Below are 19,436 nucleotides of genomic sequence, written 5' to 3' on the forward strand. Positions count from 1 at the left end.
GACCACTAAATATTGCTAACTCGAGAATGGCTACTCAGATACCTTCTAATCTATCGGTATGTTGATATCCATTGCTTCACAGCTGGCAATAACATTTCCCTGTTTATCCAATATAGAAAGAGACAACTTATAGTTGGTGTCGTTCTTCAACCTGTTGCGGTCAATTACAGCTTTAAATCCTGCGCGATCCCAATCGAACTTTGAGCCGAAGAACCGGGCGACATCGTTTCTCGGTATCACTACGCTCTCAGAGACAATGTCTTCTCCGCCAGATGACAAAATAAGCCTAGTGGTCAAGTCGCGAGAATCCCTGTCCTTAATGAACGCCCATCCAACAATGTTAATGCAATTGCTTTTTACTTCTGCCTTGTCAATCCAAAACTTGATTTTATCTTTTCCGTTATTGAGTTCCTCGGCCGACAATTTCTTGGTGAGTGTAGGTCCTGGATCCTCCACAAGCACGTCGGTTGTTTCCACCAGTACTTCATCTTTGAACATTCCAGGAAGATTCGAATACATTTTTATTCGCAGTATATCCTCCGCTCCGTGTCCTTGCGTCAAATGAAAGGCTAATACGTCGTCGTTGGTTTCTGCTACATATTTATTCATGAGCACCCCTGACGAGATGATGTTGCTTACAGCTCGAACTGAAACTTCAGTTCCATTCTTAAGCTGAAAAGCGGCGTTCAGGTCTGGAGGCTGGTAAAACAAACTTCTCACATGGCCTTTCAGGGTGGGCTTTACAATAAAGCGAGCAAATCGCAAGCCTTTGGAAGGTTTCAGGTCCCTGTACTCCCCAAACTTCAATTTGAATGTATCCTGTTGTATAACTTTAAAGGCGCGGGGCTGCGCCCGTTTTTCATAGACAACGATGTCTCCCTCGACAAGCCGGGCATCGTAGTTCTTAAGTATTTCAAACTTCGTTTTCGACTCATCCCACATAAAGTAACGACCATCGATTGAACCTGGTGACGCTATGAGAAACGATGGGGCGTCAGTTTTTTTGAGACTTTCTGCATTAATCTGGTCCAATTTTTCCGTGTAAACGGAATAGGATTGAAATACCGGCCGTGGTTTATAATTCAAATCATTAAAAAACGCCATAGATACCTCGGTCGGGAAAATATCAACTGATTCCTTTGAAACGAGATCTTGCACATATTGCGAATACCTTGCCGGTGAGACGGCAGGTTCAGTTTTCAGACTTGCGTAGTAGTTTTTTAAGCTTTCAAACCTCGTCGTGTTTCGCTTACGAAGCCCCGGACTAAAGTCCAATTCAACAACAACTACGACAACTGCTAACGCCACAATCACGGCCCTCCTTAACCAACTCTGGAATGGGAATGAACTATGCAGCAATAGCATGCCCATAAGTGGTACAACAAACTTGAAAAACGTAGGAAAATGGCCAATGTCTGCCCTTACAAAAGACTGCTTAAACAAAACGTAGCATGTGGAAGCTATGAAAAAGGCCTTAAACAGGATTTGCAAAAAGACTATCACCTCAGAACGATTGATTTTCCAATTGACCTTTTTGAAGAAGAAAACAAAGTCGATAACTAAGAGTCCAGCCAAGACAAATGATAGTATAGAGGCCGCTTTTAGGTAAAAGAGATTCTGATCTGAAATGCCAAAGTACATCGCAGCCTGATAACCTTTTACGATCTCAATAGAGTTTGCCAAGTAGCCAACCAGATCTACTTTAAGCAAATAGAGGCTGGCTATGAAAGCACCGACATAAGCCACGAGCAAGAGCAACATGTAATTCCTCCAATGTTGAAAAAACGCGAGCACGTAAGCGGCGTAAAGTGAAAACATCAATATTGAGAAAAGCCCGAAATTTAACTTTACGAAAAAGATAACAAGTGACAAAAAAGCTGCTATTGCAATTTCCAGGGAATTCTGTTTCTCAAGATTGTTTATCAGGTAATACCCTAAAATCATATATACCGTGGGTGTCCAGTCGATTACGAAAAAATCAAGGAGGAATAGAGCACAGAAGACAATGAATATTTCAAGGGCACTTGCTTTCTTGAGTGGGCCAAGGAGTATATAAACGATGTTAGCCATCACAAACAAATCGCAACAGACCACAATAAGCCTCGGCATGTTGATCGGACAACGTGTCGAAAAGAATGCCAAAGGTCCGTAGGTAAAAACAATGTCGTCACCGAACACCATCCCTTTCTGAGTGGCCATCTGAAGCGCCATTTGCCACGAGTTATCAAGTCCACCGTTTAAATTGAAGAACAAAACGTCGGGGTGAATTGCATAGACAATGCAAATCATAAGGGCGAATGAGCCAAAGTATGATTTTATATTGCTAAAATACAACGGTGAAAGTGTCATAGGATCAGGTTAAGCATCACGAGTTGATGTGGCTTCTCAAAGTTTACAAAGAAAGGAATTAATTGTACGATTCAAAAGCCCCAATTGTAGCAGGGCGGAGCGGCAGTGACTTATGATTGAAGCATCAATTAATGAGTAGCGGGATGAGCAATATCCCAATCAAATGAATTGATTATTGCTATCTGGCAACGTGAAATTTAGAGCTGAGAATCTGGCCAGCCGAGGTATCGATCACGGGACAACTGGGGCTTTGTTTAGTGCACTACCCGGGCCGGGAAAATGCGAAATGAGGGAAGTGGTAAATTAGTGGGCCCAGCAGGGCACGATCCTGCGACCCCCTGATTATGAGTCAGGTGCTCTAACCAGCTGAGCTATGGGCCCAAAAAAGGGAGTGCAAGTTTAGCAAAATCATGTCACAATTTTTACCTGCCTCAAAGAATTTATGAATTCATTGAGGAAACGACCATCTTTGGCGCCTTGATTTATCTAAAGGAATTCGTGATGCCGGACTCAAGCATAAAAAATCTCATTTTCGACCTGGGCGGTGTAATCCTCGATCTCTCAATTGAGGATACGCTAAAGACCTTTACTGCACTCGCAGGTGTGGAACGGAGCATAATAGATAAGCTGTATGCCAGCGCTCCAGAGTTTCTTTCATACGAAACCGGCCACCTCAGCGACGTGGAATTCCGTTCCTTCATTAGCCGGCAGTGCACTGTGCCTGGAACGGATGAATCAATCGACAAATGCTGGAACGCCATGTTACGGGGTCTTCCAAAACAGAAACTTGATTTGATCCTGGCGCTCAAAGAGAAGTACAACGTATTTCTTCTTAGCAATACGAACGCGATACATTTGAAACATATTAACGAGGTGATGCTTCCGGCGGTACCCGGTGCGTTGTCATCTTTAGACGACTACTTTCATCGTGCGTATTACTCTCACATTATGGGGAAGCGTAAACCACATGCCGAAATATTCGAAGAGGTACTCGGTGAAAGCAGATTGAATGCGGCCGAAACATTATTTCTCGACGACAACTATGACAACATCGTAGGCGCCTCAAAAGTTGGAATCAATACAGCATTTGTAAATACGCCTGATTACATCCTTACTTATTTTAATGACGCGCGAAACTAGAACGCTGCTGATCCAGGCGGTGCTTTTTATAATGACCGTAGCCACAACTACGATCGCAGGCGCCGAATGGACTTACGGAAAATCAGTCTTCATGCCCGGTTACGGATGGTCGGACTTTGTTAGTGGGTTTTCTTTTTCTATCCCCTTCCTACTGATCCTGACAACACATGAGCTGGGTCACTACTTCACCGCACGCCATCACTCGGTAAGTGCCTCATTACCGTACTATATACCACTACCTCCCCTGCCCTTTTCTATTGGCACAATGGGCGCTCTTATACGATTGCGTCAGCGGGTTTACTCAAAGAAACAAAACTTCGATATCGGCATTTCCGGACCTTTGGCTGGTTTTGCTATGGCATTTGCTATCCTCATCTATGGATTTATTAATCTGCCAGAGCCGGAATACATATTTGAGATTCATCCAGAATACGAAGAATATGGAATGAATTATAAAGACCATGTCTACAATTCATCCTCAGACAAAATCATCGACGTCGTCGTTGGGCAAAACCTGTTGTTCCTGTTTTTTGAAAAGTATGTGGCTGATCCGGAGCGGATGCCAAATCCTCACGAGCTCATGCACTATCCACTTCTCTTCGCAGGCTTCCTTTCACTTGTATTTACGAGTATCAATCTATTCCCTATAGGTCAATTGGACGGTGGACACGTAGTGTATGGGTTGTTCGGATTTAAGGTGCATCGCATAATAGCGACCATCGCATTTATTGCTCTCATCTACTACGCAGGAATTGGACTTATTGATACCCATCAACCCACGGAGGATCTGATTCAATGGATTGCCGGTGGAGTATTGTTCCTGTACATGACGCTGCAGGGACTTGGGCTATCGCGAAGAGATACCCTGATGTACGCAGTTCTGATACTTGCTTCATTACTTTTGCTGGGCACGTTCTTTCCTCATGCACAGGGTGCACCTATTTTGATCTTGTTTCTCTTTGTACTGGGGCGCTTTATTGGAATTCAACATCCACCGTCTGAAATAGAGGAACCGCTGGATACGAAGCGCATTATTCTTGGATGGCTTGCACTGATCATATTAGTTATATGTTTCAGCCCGTCGCCACTGGAAATTGGAAGTTAACGGTTACTTGATCACATGAAGCCAGCTTTTGCAGGTTGCATGATCCTGAACAGTGATCTCGTAATAGTAAACCCCTCCCTCAATACCATCGCCGTCCCAATCGTTTTGGTAGTCGTCGGAATGGTACACTTTTACGCCCCATCTATTGTAAATGGTGACGCTGGTTTTGAAACCGTATTGAGCCGGTGAAACGCCAGCCACTGGGCCATATTGAATGACGAAGTTGTCGTTGGCCGCATCCTTTTTGCCGGGGGTGATCACATTTGGAATCTTCAACTGAAAGACCGGCACCGGAAGGATTTTTTCAGTTACACACTCATTCCGCACGAGCACCAGCTTGAAGTTGAACAGGCCATCCTTCTCGTAATTGTGCGTAACCTCGCCGTTGTCGGATGTTGTGCCATCTCCGAAATCGAAATAGATACGATCATCAGTCCATAAGCTGTCGGTAGTACTGACTGCATGTAAAGTCGGACGATTAAAACATTCAGCGGACTGATCCATATCGAACGTGGGAACAATTGTGGGTATTACTTTGAGTTGAACAGAATCCTCTTTAATGCATCCGCTGCGCTCTGTGACACGCACGATGTAAAGTGTAGTGTCATTGGGAAGTACTGTAGGGTTTTGTTCGTTCGATTGAAATGTGTTGTCCTGTGAGCGCCAGAAGTACGAAACGCCACCGCTTGCGTGCAATGTGTACGGTACGTTGAGACACATGTTGTCGTCCTCCTGAATCCTGATGTCGGCTATGTATACATTGAGCTTCACCGATGCGGAATCCTTAACCTTACACGTGCCTTTGTCGATCGCCTTTAACCATACTGTGTATAGTCCTGTAGTCTTGTATTGATGGACTACCATTGAAGTATCGGGCTTCACAAGTTTGGTTCCATCGCCGAGGTCCCATTCGAAAGTTTCACCACCTGTGCTGAAGTTTTGAAACACTATTGGATCTGGAATGCAGACCTTGCTCAGTCCGGGTTGATTCAGCTGAATAGAATTTGACTGAAGACGGGCTTTGAGAGAAGAAAGATCGAACTTGAAGGCTGCGTTGTTGCAGTTTCCGCTGCGGTTAACATTGGACCAGGCCCCCTGGGTGGTTGGGAAATCAGACGTAGCGTGACCTGAAGCATTGTATGCCTCACAACCTGCACAGACCGCCTGATATACAACGCCAGACTTATCAAACCGACTCGTGCCACCGTCAACATGGGTACGGGAAAGATTCCCCCCAAGGTAGGTACCGTATAGGAACTCCGTTGCATCGTCGGTGAGCACCATAAAGTAAAAATCAGAGCCACTGGTATGAGATTGATAGGCGTCTGATGTTGTTGGCATCCCAATTGTATTGTTTTTCCATGCGTATGGTTGTTGCATGTTCACAACACCGCCCCAGCCGGCGATATAAATATTGTTACAGTCATTGACGAGAAAGGCGGTTGGCGAAATGTCAGGGATGCCGCGACCTGAACCAATAACAGTTGAGAACGTTAGCTGTGTCAGGTTGTGATTGAACTTCTGAATAAACTGCCCGCTGTTTGGGTTGTTATATACGCCCGCCGTAACGGGAAACGCACCCGATGTTTGTCCAAAAACATAAACTTCATCGTCGGCGTTAAGGTCCACGAAAAACACTTCATCAAAAGATGCCGTGCCTGTAAAAGTTGACCTTTGCCATGTCGTTCCATCCGAAGTAAGGCTCGCAATCCAGCCATCAGCCACACCGTTGAATACAGATTGATAACTCCCTGCGGTGACCGGGAAGTTCGGGCTGGACGTTCCTCCTGCGACAAACAGGTCGCCATTCTTATCAAATTTTATCGTGTGACAAGCGTCTGCACCTGATCCGCCAATAAATGTAGACCAAATGATGCTGCTCAGGTCAGGATTCAATTTTACCAGGACTGCATCAGTAACACCGCCGCCGAAGGTATTGTGTAAACCATTAACTATGGGAAACTCGTCAGATTGCGTAACAGTTGCTACATAGACGTTACCGGCCGGGTCTGTAATAATATCACCGCGTTGCTGATCTCCGTAGTTTTTTACAAGAATGCCCTCATTGAGGCCGTCGTTGTCTGGCCCTCCTAACAACGTACTAGCTAGTAGCTGTCGACCGTCACTCGATAACTTACTGATCAAGATATCAGTCCCGTTGACATATTCAACAACACCGTCAGCCTCAGTTCCTCCGCTGAACTCACGATCATAAGCTGTCTCCGTTGTAGGATAGTCCAACGAGCTCGTTGTTCCGAGCACGAGAAGCTCATTACTACTATTAACGACAAGACTATGCGGCGAGTCCGTATCCTGCCCACCCAGGTAAGTTGCATAAAGTAACCGTGTGCCTGTCGAGTCATATTTAAGAATACCTATGTCAAAAACACCTCCCAAAGCAACCTGAAATGCTCCGGGCGTTGCAGGAAACACTCCTGCATTTTGAAGCCTTGGATTTTTCCATGTCACCCCTGCCGAGTATAAGGTTCCATGCTCACCCGGAGTAGCAGTGCTCCCCCAGTTGTCGGCGGTTGATCCCGAATAGGTCGAAAAGATTAGCAACGGATCTATCGTAAGCGGATGGCAGGCATCGTACCCCTCAGGAAATTGAAATGAAACCACTCCGTCCAGCAATTCATAATGGCAAGGAACAAGGACTCGCTTCCCATTGACATATTGATATGCCACAGGCTTCTTCTCGATAAATAGCGGCCATCCTGCGGAGACTTCAAGGTCTCCCAACGCATTCATTGAAACGTCGTCAATGCCCTTGTAGGAGAATCTTATTACCGATGGATCAGCCCCGGCTTCAACGACAAAATCATATTTAAGATTGTGATCTTCGGAATAGACCTTCATGTCAATTCCCGGATAAAGAGACTGATACAAAAGAGCCTGGTAGTTCCGAACATTACTTGCCCAGGTCTTTTCGTCAGCACCAATGAAGTAGTTCGCGTAATCACTATTCTGACTGATGGGCTTCACAGAGGCCGCATTGTTGGCGCCAAGGAAGTGAGTCATGATGCGCACGCCATCAACGAGATCACATCCTTCATTCGCTGCGTTTGAGTGATGGATTCTCTCGTGTCCTTGCTCGATCTGCTCTGCATTCAGGAACACAAACGTAAATGCACCAGGCTGTACAAAGAAAGATCCTCCGGGGATGGTAGCACCATAGTCATAGCTGACGTTCCATTGAGATTTGTTCTCAATGAATTTCAGACCCTTTCCGGGGTCCGCCACAGCAGCATGCCGTAATAGTGAAAAGCCAAACAGCAGGACAATTGCCATGCAATTCCTGAACACCAGATTCATACGCTACGAAAAAATAAAAGACAGGCTCCAGTGAGCAAGATAGGCAATTATGTGCTGAAAGGTCTAGTAACGAGTAGATTGCGCGGCCAGATGGGCTTAGCCGGCGATGAAACCAGCATAAGCATCTTATTTTCGGTTAGCCATTGCTCTCATTCTAATGGTTTTTCCTGGTGGATGCAGGTGTGCTCTCCTTCAAAAGTCTTTTAAGGACTTTCGTTGCCCTCGACCGAAATGCAGGACCCGAGTATGGAAGCTGATCCTCAATAACAATCCGTAATTCGCGGCAGAGCTCGTCACTGTACCGGACCAGGCACTCCGCGACGGACATGGAAAATACTTTTACGGCAATTGTTTCCCTTTTATCTAACAGGAAGCGAAAGCAAATATCCAACAATTTGCCATGGCTATTCTTTGGAATTGGTACGAATTGAAACATCCGGATCGTGCTTCTTTTCAGTGCCAGAGGTGCAGCGTTATCATTCAACGCTTTAAGCAGTAAAGCGAAGTAAGGCTTTAGCAGGAAGGGATGTCGGATACAGATTGACGTAACGGGACCTGAGAGCCGTTGGGTGATTCGATAGGGACCACCTATATACATGCTAATCAGCGCCTTAAAGTACTTTTCATTATCCCCCACATAATCAACAAGTTGAGCATGTCTACCTTCGTTGCTCAATATGTGGATTCTTTCAACAACCGTCATTCAAAGTCGTATTTGGGCAGTTATCGGTGTGAGCCGCAGGTAATCAAAAACCAAAGCATCGACCAGCAGGGATTGCGTTAGATTTGACAATACTTCAAAACGACACGCTATGGAAATCTTCATCACCATCTTCTGCACGGCCTTTGTTCAGCTGGGCTTGTGTGTGTTTTGTTTTGTAAAGAAGCGTTCAGAATTGTCCATTGGACGTTAACGCGAAGGCTACACCAAATGCGAGTATAGCAACCACAAATCCGTACATGAAAATACTGTACGCGATTCGCAGGTAATGATATTTTTTACCTAGCACTTTTCCCAGGTAGTAGACATCCTTGATCATACTACCATACAGGTATTCTGCGTCTTTCATCATCTCATTCATGCCCCAGTAGTAGTCGTCGAAATCCATCGCATGGAAGTTGCCGAAGAACAATAGGTTTGTCTTCTTGTTACGGATATCTTCCTTTGTAAACTTACCAGAGCTGACATTCGGGCGACTGGCAAGTATTGAGAAGACCATGGTAGCCAGGCAAACACTCACCAGCATCACCGTTGGAGCTACCAGTGCAGGATTTTGTTCCAGTTTCCTGATTAGTACTGACACTACCAGCGACAATATGATTGAATTGATGGTGATGAGAATGCTGGCCTTATTGTCCACCATCTGACTGAGCATAACATGGTTGTGAGAGGTCGTTCGAAACATTGTTTCAATTCCCCTATCAGGCCGCGTTCCCTTTGCCTTATCAAGCTTCCCTTTTAGCTTCTCATTCTCCTCCCGAAGCTTTTTATATTTCTTGTGCGATATGATCTCCGACTCCTCACCTTCCATTTTGTCGATACCTGATTTCTTGATTCGTTTTATATTTTTTCTCTTGCCTTCTTCCAATACGGTCTGGCCATACGGCGTATGGTAATGATGTTGCTGCATGAAGGTCAGATTGTAGGCCTTCCATTCATCGTCACCAAACGACTTGCCTTTTCCTTCGAGTTCCTCGCGAAGCAATATCGATTTAGGTTCGCACAACGGTCCGGCGAGATGAGCCAGATCGGCATCACACAGGACCTTGTCAACAATCGAACGTGGTTGCTGTGGCATGTGCGTCGAGAGAATTGCATTGTTCACCATGCTGATCATGCCGACGGGCGTCCCGAGACGTTGAAACAACTCAGTAGCCACTGCCACAGACTGCTTTTCATGATCCTTCATTCCCGAACGGTAACCGACGTCATGCAGCCATGCCGCAGCGATACATGCCTCCATCTCTTCCTCTGTTAACTCGGAATGCATGCCAATTTCTTTGACTGCGTCCACTACATCTTTCGTGTGATTGAGATTATGAAAGGGCAGATGAGCAAATTCAGGAGCTGAGAACACCTGCTCTGCCAGCAATCTTGACTCACGTACTAACTTGGTCTCCATCTTAAGAAGTATGCGCTATAAGTTAGTATAAATGCAGCGATATGCTGCAAATCCTTTTGTCCGGAGTTATTGCCTGTTTTACTTCGCAGAGGAAAGTTTAAGAATAAGATCTTCCGCGAGCTGGTGGTCTGCCGGGGCGGCGAGGTCGCGGTATTGAATAAGGCACTTAACGGCTTCATCGAATTCCTTATTCATGGCAAACGTCATGGCCAGGTTAAAGTGGCTGTTTGGAAATGAGGGCTCTATCTCAATCGAAATGCGGTAATGGGCCTTGGCCAAGGGGAAGTTTCCCAGTTCCCCATACAGGTTTGCCAGGTTGTAATGCGCCTCAAAGTGACGTGGGTCATTCTGGAGCGCCAGAGTAAAGTAGTCGATAGCTTTTGTTGAATCACCTTTCTGCCATTCGATGATTCCGAGATTACAGTAGGCGTCGCCCAGGGCATCACCATTCTTCACAGCTTTTAAGTAAAGTTTTACTGCGGCCTGCTTATCTCCCTGATCATCAAGAACTAATGCCTCTTCAAAATCAGATAATTTATGAAGTCGAATTATTCTGGCACCGGTGAACAGATTTAACTGGCCGTGCTTTTCCACCTCGCCCTCCTTCTTCTTGCGGACGCGTTCAGGCCCGAACTTTTCAGGTGTTTGAATTGGAAACTTGACGACCTTACCCATGAGCGTGCAAATTTAACAAGTTACAACGAACAGCCGCGAACAAAATCAACTCGCCTTCCGACGAGTAGTTTTCTGTTTTTCTGTCTTCTCGTTCTCTTTCTCCTTCTTCGCCTCTGTTCCCTTCGCTTTCTCCATTGGCTTCTTGGCAGCGTCGATGCTGGCTTTGAGGGCCGTCATGATATCGACAACCTTGGGTGCTTCTTCTTCAATAACAACCACTTCCTTGCCTTCGATCTTTGCATCGATGATGCCGCGAAGTTTTTCCGTGTAGTGGTCCTTCATTTCAATCTCACTAAACTTCCTGGTCATTGAGTCAACCAGCGTCTTAGCGAGCTTTAGCTGTTCCTTGTCTGCCTTAACTTCGAGCAATTGAGGAACCTCGGCCATGGCTCTCACTTCTTCAGGATAGCGCAGACGGTACATCACAATGCCACGATCCATCGGCGCCAGCAACAATGGTGTCTCGCGATCCCGAAGCACCACTTTTCCGACAGCAATGCGACCGGACTGTTTCAGAGTTTCACTCAGTAATCCATAGGTCTTTGCTGCAACATCACCGTCAGGTCCAATGTAATAGGGTGTTTCAAATAGCGTGGGATGAACTTCCGAGGAATCAACAAATCCTTCGATCTCGATGACCCGCTCACTTTTGAGCTTCACTTTAGCAAAGTCCTCGCTGTCGATGATGACGTATTGACCTGGCTCATACTGATAGCCCTTGACGATATCCTCCTGCCTTAGGGTTTCACCCGTAACCTTGTCCTTTTTTTCATAACTGACAGGATTATGTCCTTCTTTGGACAACAGGTTGAAACTGATTGATTGCCCCGTATCGATGGCGTTGTAGATCCGAACAGGGATCGTAACCAATGAAAATTGTATATGACCTTTCCAGATTGCTCTCATAACATCAAGTTAGATAAAAAATGAATCAGGATAGGTAAAGATAAAGAAAATACAGCACTGCAATGTTAAGAGCAGCAAAAAATGATTTATCCACCTTGCGAAGTTCTAGTGGGGACCGGTGACGATCTTCGCTTTCATATCATGCAGGATGGTATAAAGACCGAAGTAGGTCCTGTTGAGGTATACGGCATCACGCACTCCCCTCGCCTTCTTGCTGTCGCGTAACTCTTTCATAGTCGATAACTTCTCACCAAATGCATAGAGTTCGTCAAAGTATGAGCTATTGGCAAAGTCAAATTCACCATCACGAAAAGGACGGTTTAACATCTCGATGAGCTTCACGAACGTAGATGTAAAGAACTCCTTTTGCTTCGGCGTGTCGTCGGGATAAATGAAGCGCAGTTTTTGAAATAATTCTGTCTGATGTTCTTTATCTGTCAGCAGTCGACGATCCATCAATTGAAAATATGGATCATAGAAATCTGTTGGGATTTCCTTAACGCAGCCAAAGTCGATAATTCCAACCTTGTTGTCCGGCGTAATGATAAAGTTGCCAGGATGAGGATCGGCATGAACAGCCTTAAGCGTGTGCATCTGAAAGTGATAAAAGTCCCACATGGCCTGCCCCAGGAGGTTTGCCGTTGCGCGCGGCATTGGCGACTTCAACACTTCACCAAGGGGCCGCCCTTCAATCCAATCCATTGTCAGCACGCGCGGACAGGAATACTCAGGATAGTAGGTTGGGAAGACAACGTTCTTCAGATGTTTAGTACGCTGTGACAAATCCATCGAACGCTTTAATTCCAGCTCGTAGTCAGTTTCTTCCAGCATTCTGGATTCGACTTCCTGTATGAACTCGTCATACTCGCTCGGACTAAGCTTGAACATCGCGAGAGCAATTGGCTTTACCATGGCCAGATCTGACTTAATGCTGTCGCCGACACCCGGATATTGAATTTTGACGGCAAATTTCTTTTTGCCAATCGTCGCCTGGTGCACCTGCCCCATAGATGCCGCGTTCACGGCGCTCGTCGTAAAAGTGTCGAAAACCTGATCAGGCTTCTTGCCGAAATATTTCTGAAACGTACGAACGACCAAAGGATACGAAAGCGGAGGCGCGCTGTACTGCGCCATGACGAACTTCTGCTGGTAAGCCGTCGGCAAAAGATTCTTATCCATGCTCAGCATCTGAGCCACCTTCAACGCTCCACCTTTCAACTCACTCAGTGAGTTGTAAATGTCATTGGCATTATCTTCGTGTAGCCCTGCCGTAGTCGTATCAGGGTTGATCAATTTCTTTCCGTAATGCTTTAGATAATTGGCACCAATCTTTGCGCCAGTCGTAATGAACTTTGACGCACGTTGTACTTTCGTAACCGGAATGCTGTCCTGCTCTTTCACTTAACTTATGGGGTATGTGTACAATTGGTCTATCGCGCTGTCTGATACAAAAACTTGCCAAAGTCTATCGCTGAATCAACGGCCCCCTTCCCAAGAAGGTCGAAAGCGAGATTGACGGACTTCTCAACGGCGGCATCAGTTTTCTCAAAATCTGCACTGTTGTCGTTCTTCCAGAAAGTCAGAATAAATCCCATGTGCAGCCAGAATAGTTTAGGATATCGTTTGTCGATCAACGGACGTGTGGCAACTTCTCCACGGTCCTTTCCCAGGCTTAGCGTGTTATCAATAAAACGCTCAAACGATGCCTTAAAGCCCTTAAGATAAGAAGGAACCAACGTTGGCCTTTGCATATTACCAGCGTGAAGAAGTACGAAACTTCGATTCCGCTTCAATTCCTCAAGGAGTGCATAGTAGAATGTCAGGATTTTGTCCCTCGATGAAAAGCCTGAAAATTCAGCGTCCCCCTGCAAGCGGCCAATAACATGGTCCATGAAGCCTGTCCAGATGTGCTGCTCAAGGCCGTCGAAGGATCCTGCGTAAGAGTAAAATGCCTCTTCAGCGATACCCAGATCCTGACAGAACTTGTAAACTGAAGCGGGTCGCGCACCATGGGTGAGCAGATATTCAATGTAAGCCGTCCGCAGTGTTGCATCGGTCGCACCGGCAGCTTTTCTGGTTGTTTTCTTGGCGGTCTTCATAGTGTTTTAAACATTATTTACGGGAAAGAGTTTACACTTTGACGGAGAATATTTCGTTAATTTCAAGCCATATGAAAGTCGCATGGACTTTAACGATCTTACTTTGCTCAATGTATGCAGGTGCCCAGCAAAAACGATCGGATACGCGAAAAATTTGCGAGCAGGCCCGCACGGCATATGAAAGTGCTTCCTACGAAGAGGCACTTGCGCTGGCCAATAAATGCCTGGAGGAAGATCCGGGCAACATGGAAACCTACATCACTCGCGGATCAACCCGCGAGCAATTAAAAGATCTGCAGGGGGCTCTTACTGACTACGGCATCTACAACGACCGTTTTCCGGATCAGCCGGACGTTCTATACAGCCTTGCCACGCTGCGCTATACGCTGGGCTTTTATGAGCAGTCGAAGATGGATTTCATTAAGTTGCTTGGCCTCCAATCAGCGGAAACTAACACTGTTTTCTTCAGGATCGGTGCCTCCGGGTCAGGATCAAACCAGGTGACAAGCAAAGCCACAGGTATGGAGGCGATAATCTTCAACTACCTTGGACTTGTCGATACAAAATTAAAGCATTATCCGGAAGCGATAAAGTGGCTGGACTCTGCGATAGCGCTGCAAAAGAAAGAACCAGATTACTACGTTAACCGTGGCATTGCCCGACAGGCGATGGGCGATACAACGGCCATCGCCGATTTTAAGCAAGCGTTGGTCATAAACCCGCAGCATGTTGCCGCGAGAGCGAACATAGCAAATCTCCAGCATAGCAAAGGAGCTACTCAGGATTCAATGGATGAGATTGAAAAGGCGATTGAAAGTGACTCGAGCATGCTACACCCATATTTGGCACGGGCATTTCAGCGCATGGAGGGAGGGTATTATAAAGGGGCCCTCGAGGACTACGATCATGCCATAGAAATTGAGGCCCGTGACCCTGACATTTGGTTTAACCGCGGGTTGGTTAAAGAAAAACTAAACGATTACAAAGGGGCATTCACAGATTACACACAAGCGATAGAACTGAATGAAAAACATGACAAGGCCTGGTTGAACAGAGGCAATGTACTTCTAAAACTTGGGAGGTATAAGGAAGCAACAGAAGATTATACAGTCGCTTTGACTTTTCATCCGGACTACGCGGTTGCCTACTACAATCGCGCTGTTGCGTTTCAACGTTTGAAGCAACCCTCCCTGGCATGTACTGACTTAAAAAAGTCCGAGGAGCTTGGTTATAAGGTTGGTGAAAAAGTCAAAAAGGAAATTTGCAAATAGGTACTGCTTATCTCATATCGAGGTCCGGGCGCAATCTCATAAAGACCGGCTCACGGAAAATCTTATCGGGAGTCAGCTTGGCATAGCTGCACTCAACTACGAAAGGATGTGCAACCCACTTCGATTTGGGATCATCCAGTAGCTTCGGGACAAAGGATGGTTTCTTGATAAAATCGTGTTTCTTGATTATGGCATCAATCTCTTTCATTAATGCATCGTCGAAGCCGGTACCTACCTTTCCACGATATGCCCACGTATCGCCTATGCGTTCAGCAATATGTAACGCACCAAACAACGATCCCCGTGTACCTCGGCCAACAGTATAGCCAATAACAAAACATTCAGCCGTTTGCCTGAGTTTCACTTTGATCCAAAGATCACTACGACGGCCAGGCAGATAGCGGCCATCGCGTTTCTTTGCCATTATTCCTTCCAGATCATGCTCCTTTGCAGCTGTGTAGAGGGAAACACCGTCATCCACATGATCACTGACACGATAAGGCGTATCCGCTTTAATGGCATCGCGCACAAACTCCTTACGCTTGAGTAATGGTTCATTTATCAGCGTACGGCCGTCGAGATACAGACAATCAAACACATAACAATGAACTGGATTTTGTTTGGTTAGCTTTTGAATGTTCGACGCGCCGGTTGACATAAGCCGATTGATGACACGTTTGAAAACCGGTTTACCGGCCTCATCGAGACACACGATCTCAGCATCAAATAGCCCATTGGTCGCGCGAAACGACTTGGCTGCATTTAGCAGCTCTGGAAACTGAGCCGTTACAATGTTTTGGTTGCGTGTTTTGATAACCACGTTCTCGTCCTCAACAGATATCAGTGCACGAATACCATCCCATTTGAGTTCATAGATGTAGTCTTCATTCTTCTTTGGCATGTCGCCGGTCTCCGATAACATTGGAAGAACTTCCTGGTGCAAATAGTTTATCTGTGGACTATCGACACGCTCCAACAACCATTCCTTGTCCTTCATTTTGTGAATACGATATTCACCGGTCACTTCCTTGCTGTTAAGGCGAAAATAGAATCCGTCTTTTTTATCTTTAGTTATCTGGTATCTGCCAAGAGCGTAAATCCACATTTCGCCGGCACCATATTGACCTTTTGGAATTTTACCATCGAACTTCAGATATTCAATCGGGTGGTCTTCGGTTTGCACCGCCAACCGTTTCACACCGGGAAATGGAGGAATACCCTTGGGTACGGCCCACGATCTGAGAACGCCGTCCTGCTCCAAGCGGAGGTCATAGTGCAGGCGGGATGCATGATGACGATGAATTACGAACCGGTTTCCGCTTTCCTCAATATTAACCCCAACTGGTTCTGGCGTTCTTTCAAAGTCCCGTTTTTTAGCATAGGCCTCCAGTTGCTCAGGCGACTTATGTTTATTCCCTTTAGGATTGATATTCGGTTTAGGCGCATCCTTTGATCGTTTGGTATGAATAGCCACAGCATACGCATCAAACCCCTCCCACGCATCTCCATCCTCCATTACCTTTTCGACAGCGTTTTCAATATTGAAGACAGATGGATCACTAACGTTCTTGAGTTCATCCCATGTCAGTGGCATGGAGACAGGTGCCTTGTTTCTCCCGCGCAAGCTGTATGGAGAAACGATACTTTGTCCTGAACGAATACGAAAAATATCGACCAGCACTCTGCCCTTTCGTGCGTCCTTCTTAATGTGCAGCGTAACCTGGTCCGGTCTATTGTCGACAAAAGGTCTGGCGATGTCCTGTGCAGCTTCAAATACGGTATGAAAGTCCCATTTGGCTTCGATGGGACAGCAGATGTGAAGTCCCTTGCCACCAGTAGTTTTAACAAAGGGCGTATAGCCGTATTCCTCAAGAACGCTTTTCAATTCCAGAGCAATGGGCACCAGCTGACTGAAGTTATACCCTTCCGGAGGATCGAGGTCAAAGACCATGTAATCCGGGAAATCAAAATCAGGTTTACGGCTGTGCAGTTGATGGAGTTCCAACGAAGCAAGATTTGCCAGCCATACCAGTAAAGCCGGTTCCGTTGCCAGTATATAGTCCTTCTTTTCTTTTCCGAGAACCACGAATTCTATCCAGCTCGGCGCCCATTCGGGACGGTTCTTCTGATAGAAACTTTCACCTGTTATGCCATCGGGGAAGCGAATTAGAGTCAGTGCTCTGCCCTTCACATAATTCAGCAACGTAGGGGCTATTGCAAGGTAGTAGGCAATTACCTGGGCCTTGATAATATCATCCTCCGGAAACAGTACTTTGTCGAGGTTCGATAATTCTATCTCTCGCTTTCCTACCTGTGCCCACTGCGTTTTTTTCTTGGCCATCCCTATCGCTCCGCCCTCTTGACGGCATTGCTAAAATTAATCATTCCCGCTCCAATGGCTCCACAGCACAGGCCCGAGATAGCACTGACAATCACATTGCCCTCTTTTAGATCGGCGGGCCATAAGTAAAATCGTAAGGCAATAACGATCGTGGCAATAGCTGCCAGGACAAGCCAATAGAACATCGAAGGTCTGGTAACACTACCGGGCTCGGCGGGCAAACGAATCACGTAGACAGACAGGATTGTCAATCCAATGCCTGTGCTGATATGCTGAAGAGCATACCACAATGGATACTTCACGCCTTGATAGGGAACATAGGCCCCATGGTAGAATGACAAATTTCTGACAAAGAACGTATTGTTGTGTGTAAATCCATCCCAGAGCAAGTGGGACAAAGAACCCAACACTGCACTGCCGGCGAAGATGAACCAATGTTTAAGTATTGTATCGGTACTGAGAGCTGCCATTGGTCTTAGCCGACGCTGCAGGAAGGGAGGCAGATTCGCCACCAGATTTGATTTAACAAATGTTACAAACAACCATCCAAGCAGAAAGGTCACTGGTAAATCGAAATAGAATACACCCCCCAGGGTATGGCTGTGCACACTGCTAACCTTCATTTTAAAGAAATATTCAAAATCAGGTGCCATGCTTCCTATTACAAGGCCCAGAGCAGAGAGGCCACGCCTTTTAAGGAGCGGCAATACAAGTGCAGGATGCGCTGGAGTAAAAGGCATCCTTAAAATTAACAATTGAAAATGGATAATTGTTTATGCGCGGGGACATGACTGTCAAAAGACAAAGCAACTCTCGAAGTGTACTAATCATCGGATCCATGTTTCCGGAACATCTTCCGAAAGGCAAATGATCGAATGTTGCCACCTTAAAACTTACACAACGCTCACGCTGCACTTCAAGTCCAGGGCTTAAAGAGTTGTGTTAGACTCTGATTTGGAGACATCGTATCTCTTAGTATTGGGATGAAACGTTCGCCAGCTGTGCCAAAACTCCTGATACGCCTTGATAGCTGGCAGATGTCCCGTGAGACTAGACAGATCCCTGCCTGAGAAATCGTACTGTAATTTCTCAGCAGAAAGGGTGTCGCCGGAAACGGTAAACTGATGTCCGGAAGTCGGACGCTCGAATACCATAAAGCTCATATTATCAGAGGCGAGGGCCATCACAATCGGCACATTGCCAACGATGTCATTTATAATCCTTTGATCGCGAAGCTGGTTCCAGTCGTAAGCCTTGCTTTCCCCATTGATCGACACGCCCACTACCCAGGATTTGTCTTCCCACGAACTAGAATCGGTTCGTGTCAACGAGGACCTGCCCCTTCCCTTTTCGAAACGTCCGGTGGAATCGTAAACGCTCCTGAATGTAGGGTCGTATTGCATCACGACGCCACCAGGATTCAACTCAAACCACTTGCGTAAACTCATCTGTGCAGCGCCGACCTCAGGCAACGATTTGCCTTTTAACGGACCGGCTACAGCTTCGCCCGTCGCCTGTCGCCACCAGCTTTTTGTGGTTTCGTCTTCGAACATAGCGTTGAAATGGTCCATGCCAACCAGCCTGAAAGTTTCGCCCTTACCTTCTACCACAGGTTCGAAGACCCTGCCTGTCCTGCAGACATTACAGTAGGTAATGATCATCGCCTTCCCTCCAACGGTATCACGGACCTGATGATGATAACTCATATAACGTATGGGATACGCCTTCGCTTCTCCATTAAGTGATACTCCTATCACAATGCTGCTGTCTGTTAAGATATTTCCGGTCCTGTCTTTGAAGCTTAGATTCTTTGGCTGCTCGAACATTTTATCAGCCATCATTTTAAAATTGAAAGTATAAGCAACAAACAGCAGAGCAACGATAGGCAATACTGGTAACCATTTATGCTTTATCCGAAAAGCATCCTGGGCTCCAAAGACTATAAACGCGAGGAAGATCATCCTGAATACCCAACGATAACTGTGAAGAAAGTACGCAACATCCAGGGTATCGTGCTGCTGACTTCCTGGCATCGGCATGATGAAATATACTTTCAATATCTCAAAGAGGATGAGGAATACAACTCCGGAGTAGAACAGTGTTCTTTTCATA

The 19,436-nt window shown here is 46.1% G+C and carries 14 protein-coding genes and 1 tRNA gene; 3 read left to right on the plus strand and 12 right to left on the minus strand.

Going from position 1 to position 19,436, the window contains the following annotated elements:
• Nucleotides 1-45: 45 nt before the first annotated feature.
• Entirely contained in the window at nucleotides 46-2,349 is a 2,304-nt protein-coding gene (locus WBG78_RS17960) for a hypothetical protein (RefSeq protein ID WP_337327845.1), read from the minus strand.
• 307 nt (nucleotides 2,350-2,656) lie between these two features.
• Nucleotides 2,657-2,730, minus strand: a tRNA-Ile gene (locus tag WBG78_RS17965).
• Nucleotides 2,731-2,850: 120 nt separating this feature from the next.
• Here WBG78_RS17965 and WBG78_RS17970 point away from each other — a divergent pair.
• Together WBG78_RS17970 and WBG78_RS17975 are read left to right on the plus strand one after the other, a co-directional pair.
• Nucleotides 2,851-3,489, plus strand: a complete 639-nt coding sequence (locus tag WBG78_RS17970; RefSeq protein WP_337327846.1) for an HAD family hydrolase — start codon at nucleotides 2,851-2,853, stop codon at nucleotides 3,487-3,489.
• A complete protein-coding gene (locus WBG78_RS17975; RefSeq protein WP_337327847.1) occupies nucleotides 3,473-4,594 on the plus strand; it encodes a site-2 protease family protein in 1,122 nt (373 codons plus the stop codon). The genes WBG78_RS17970 and WBG78_RS17975 overlap by 17 nt, the downstream gene beginning before the upstream one ends.
• 3 nt (nucleotides 4,595-4,597) lie before the next feature.
• On the opposite strand, the gene WBG78_RS17980 is transcribed toward WBG78_RS17975, so the two are convergent.
• The 7 genes from WBG78_RS17980 to WBG78_RS18010 all read right to left on the minus strand — a co-directional run bounded on the left by WBG78_RS17980 (nucleotide 4,598) and on the right by WBG78_RS18010 (nucleotide 13,712).
• On the minus strand, nucleotides 4,598-7,909 hold the full coding sequence (locus WBG78_RS17980) for a DUF7948 domain-containing protein (RefSeq protein ID WP_337327848.1): 3,312 nt from the start codon (nucleotides 7,907-7,909) through the stop codon (nucleotides 4,598-4,600).
• A 154-nt stretch (nucleotides 7,910-8,063) separates the two neighbouring features.
• Nucleotides 8,064-8,612 (minus strand): hypothetical protein, encoded by a 549-nt coding sequence (locus WBG78_RS17985; RefSeq protein ID WP_337327849.1) that lies wholly within the window; start codon nucleotides 8,610-8,612, stop codon nucleotides 8,064-8,066.
• 187 nt (nucleotides 8,613-8,799) lie between these two features.
• On the minus strand, nucleotides 8,800-10,032 hold the full coding sequence (locus WBG78_RS17990; RefSeq protein WP_337327850.1) for a Pycsar system effector family protein: 1,233 nt from the start codon (nucleotides 10,030-10,032) through the stop codon (nucleotides 8,800-8,802).
• Between the two features lie 78 nt (nucleotides 10,033-10,110).
• Nucleotides 10,111-10,707: a tetratricopeptide repeat protein gene (locus WBG78_RS17995; protein WP_337327851.1), complete on the minus strand. Its 597-nt coding sequence runs from the start codon at nucleotides 10,705-10,707 to the stop codon at nucleotides 10,111-10,113.
• Between the two features lie 45 nt (nucleotides 10,708-10,752).
• Nucleotides 10,753-11,613 (minus strand): non-homologous end joining protein Ku, encoded by an 861-nt coding sequence (ku, locus tag WBG78_RS18000; RefSeq protein WP_337327852.1) that lies wholly within the window; start codon nucleotides 11,611-11,613, stop codon nucleotides 10,753-10,755.
• Nucleotides 11,614-11,718: 105 nt separating this feature from the next.
• Complete coding sequence (locus tag WBG78_RS18005) at nucleotides 11,719-13,014, minus strand: ABC1 kinase family protein (protein ID WP_337327853.1); 1,296 nt, start codon at nucleotides 13,012-13,014, stop codon at nucleotides 11,719-11,721.
• A gap of 29 nt (nucleotides 13,015-13,043) precedes the next feature.
• Nucleotides 13,044-13,712, minus strand: coding sequence for a TetR/AcrR family transcriptional regulator (locus WBG78_RS18010; protein ID WP_337327854.1), 669 nt, complete (start codon nucleotides 13,710-13,712; stop codon nucleotides 13,044-13,046).
• A 71-nt stretch (nucleotides 13,713-13,783) separates the two neighbouring features.
• Here WBG78_RS18010 and WBG78_RS18015 point away from each other — a divergent pair, with 71 nt between their 5' ends.
• Nucleotides 13,784-14,983, plus strand: a complete 1,200-nt coding sequence (locus WBG78_RS18015; RefSeq protein ID WP_337327855.1) for a tetratricopeptide repeat protein — start codon at nucleotides 13,784-13,786, stop codon at nucleotides 14,981-14,983.
• Between the two features lie 7 nt (nucleotides 14,984-14,990).
• Here WBG78_RS18015 and ligD read toward each other — a convergent pair whose 3' ends face one another.
• The 3 genes from ligD to WBG78_RS18030 form a co-directional block, all read right to left on the minus strand.
• Nucleotides 14,991-17,324 carry a non-homologous end-joining DNA ligase gene (gene ligD / locus WBG78_RS18020; protein ID WP_337327856.1) on the minus strand — a complete coding sequence of 778 codons (2,334 nt, stop codon included), beginning with the start codon at nucleotides 17,322-17,324 and terminating at the stop codon, nucleotides 14,991-14,993.
• A 2-nt stretch (nucleotides 17,325-17,326) separates the two neighbouring features.
• Nucleotides 17,327-18,064 (minus strand): DUF4184 family protein, encoded by a 738-nt coding sequence (locus tag WBG78_RS18025; RefSeq protein WP_337327857.1) that lies wholly within the window; start codon nucleotides 18,062-18,064, stop codon nucleotides 17,327-17,329.
• Between the two features lie 189 nt (nucleotides 18,065-18,253).
• Complete coding sequence (locus WBG78_RS18030) at nucleotides 18,254-19,435, minus strand: DUF3179 domain-containing (seleno)protein (RefSeq protein WP_337327858.1); 1,182 nt, start codon at nucleotides 19,433-19,435, stop codon at nucleotides 18,254-18,256.
• Nucleotide 19,436 lies beyond the last annotated feature (1 nt).

The sequence above is a fragment of the Chryseolinea sp. T2 genome (assembly GCF_037203685.1).
In the GTDB taxonomy this organism is placed as follows: Bacteria; Bacteroidota; Bacteroidia; order Cytophagales; family Cyclobacteriaceae; genus Chryseolinea.

Coding starts and splice junctions, on each gene's coding strand:
- WBG78_RS18025 (WP_337327857.1), bottom strand. CDS start 18,064: ATGCCTTTTACTCCAGCGCATCCTGCACTTGTATTGCCGCTCCTTAAA.
- WBG78_RS18015 (WP_337327855.1), top strand. CDS start 13,784: ATGAAAGTCGCATGGACTTTAACGATCTTACTTTGCTCAATGTATGCA.
- WBG78_RS17975 (WP_337327847.1), top strand. CDS start 3,473: ATGACGCGCGAAACTAGAACGCTGCTGATCCAGGCGGTGCTTTTTATA.
- WBG78_RS18010 (WP_337327854.1), bottom strand. CDS start 13,712: ATGAAGACCGCCAAGAAAACAACCAGAAAAGCTGCCGGTGCGACCGAT.
- WBG78_RS17995 (WP_337327851.1), bottom strand. CDS start 10,707: ATGGGTAAGGTCGTCAAGTTTCCAATTCAAACACCTGAAAAGTTCGGG.
- WBG78_RS17990 (WP_337327850.1), bottom strand. CDS start 10,032: ATGGAGACCAAGTTAGTACGTGAGTCAAGATTGCTGGCAGAGCAGGTG.
- ligD (WP_337327856.1), bottom strand. CDS start 17,324: ATGGCCAAGAAAAAAACGCAGTGGGCACAGGTAGGAAAGCGAGAGATA.
- WBG78_RS17960 (WP_337327845.1), bottom strand. CDS start 2,349: ATGACACTTTCACCGTTGTATTTTAGCAATATAAAATCATACTTTGGC.
- WBG78_RS18030 (WP_337327858.1), bottom strand. CDS start 19,435: ATGAAAAGAACACTGTTCTACTCCGGAGTTGTATTCCTCATCCTCTTT.
- WBG78_RS17970 (WP_337327846.1), top strand. CDS start 2,851: ATGCCGGACTCAAGCATAAAAAATCTCATTTTCGACCTGGGCGGTGTA.
- WBG78_RS17980 (WP_337327848.1), bottom strand. CDS start 7,909: ATGAATCTGGTGTTCAGGAATTGCATGGCAATTGTCCTGCTGTTTGGC.
- ku (WP_337327852.1), bottom strand. CDS start 11,613: ATGAGAGCAATCTGGAAAGGTCATATACAATTTTCATTGGTTACGATC.
- WBG78_RS17985 (WP_337327849.1), bottom strand. CDS start 8,612: ATGACGGTTGTTGAAAGAATCCACATATTGAGCAACGAAGGTAGACAT.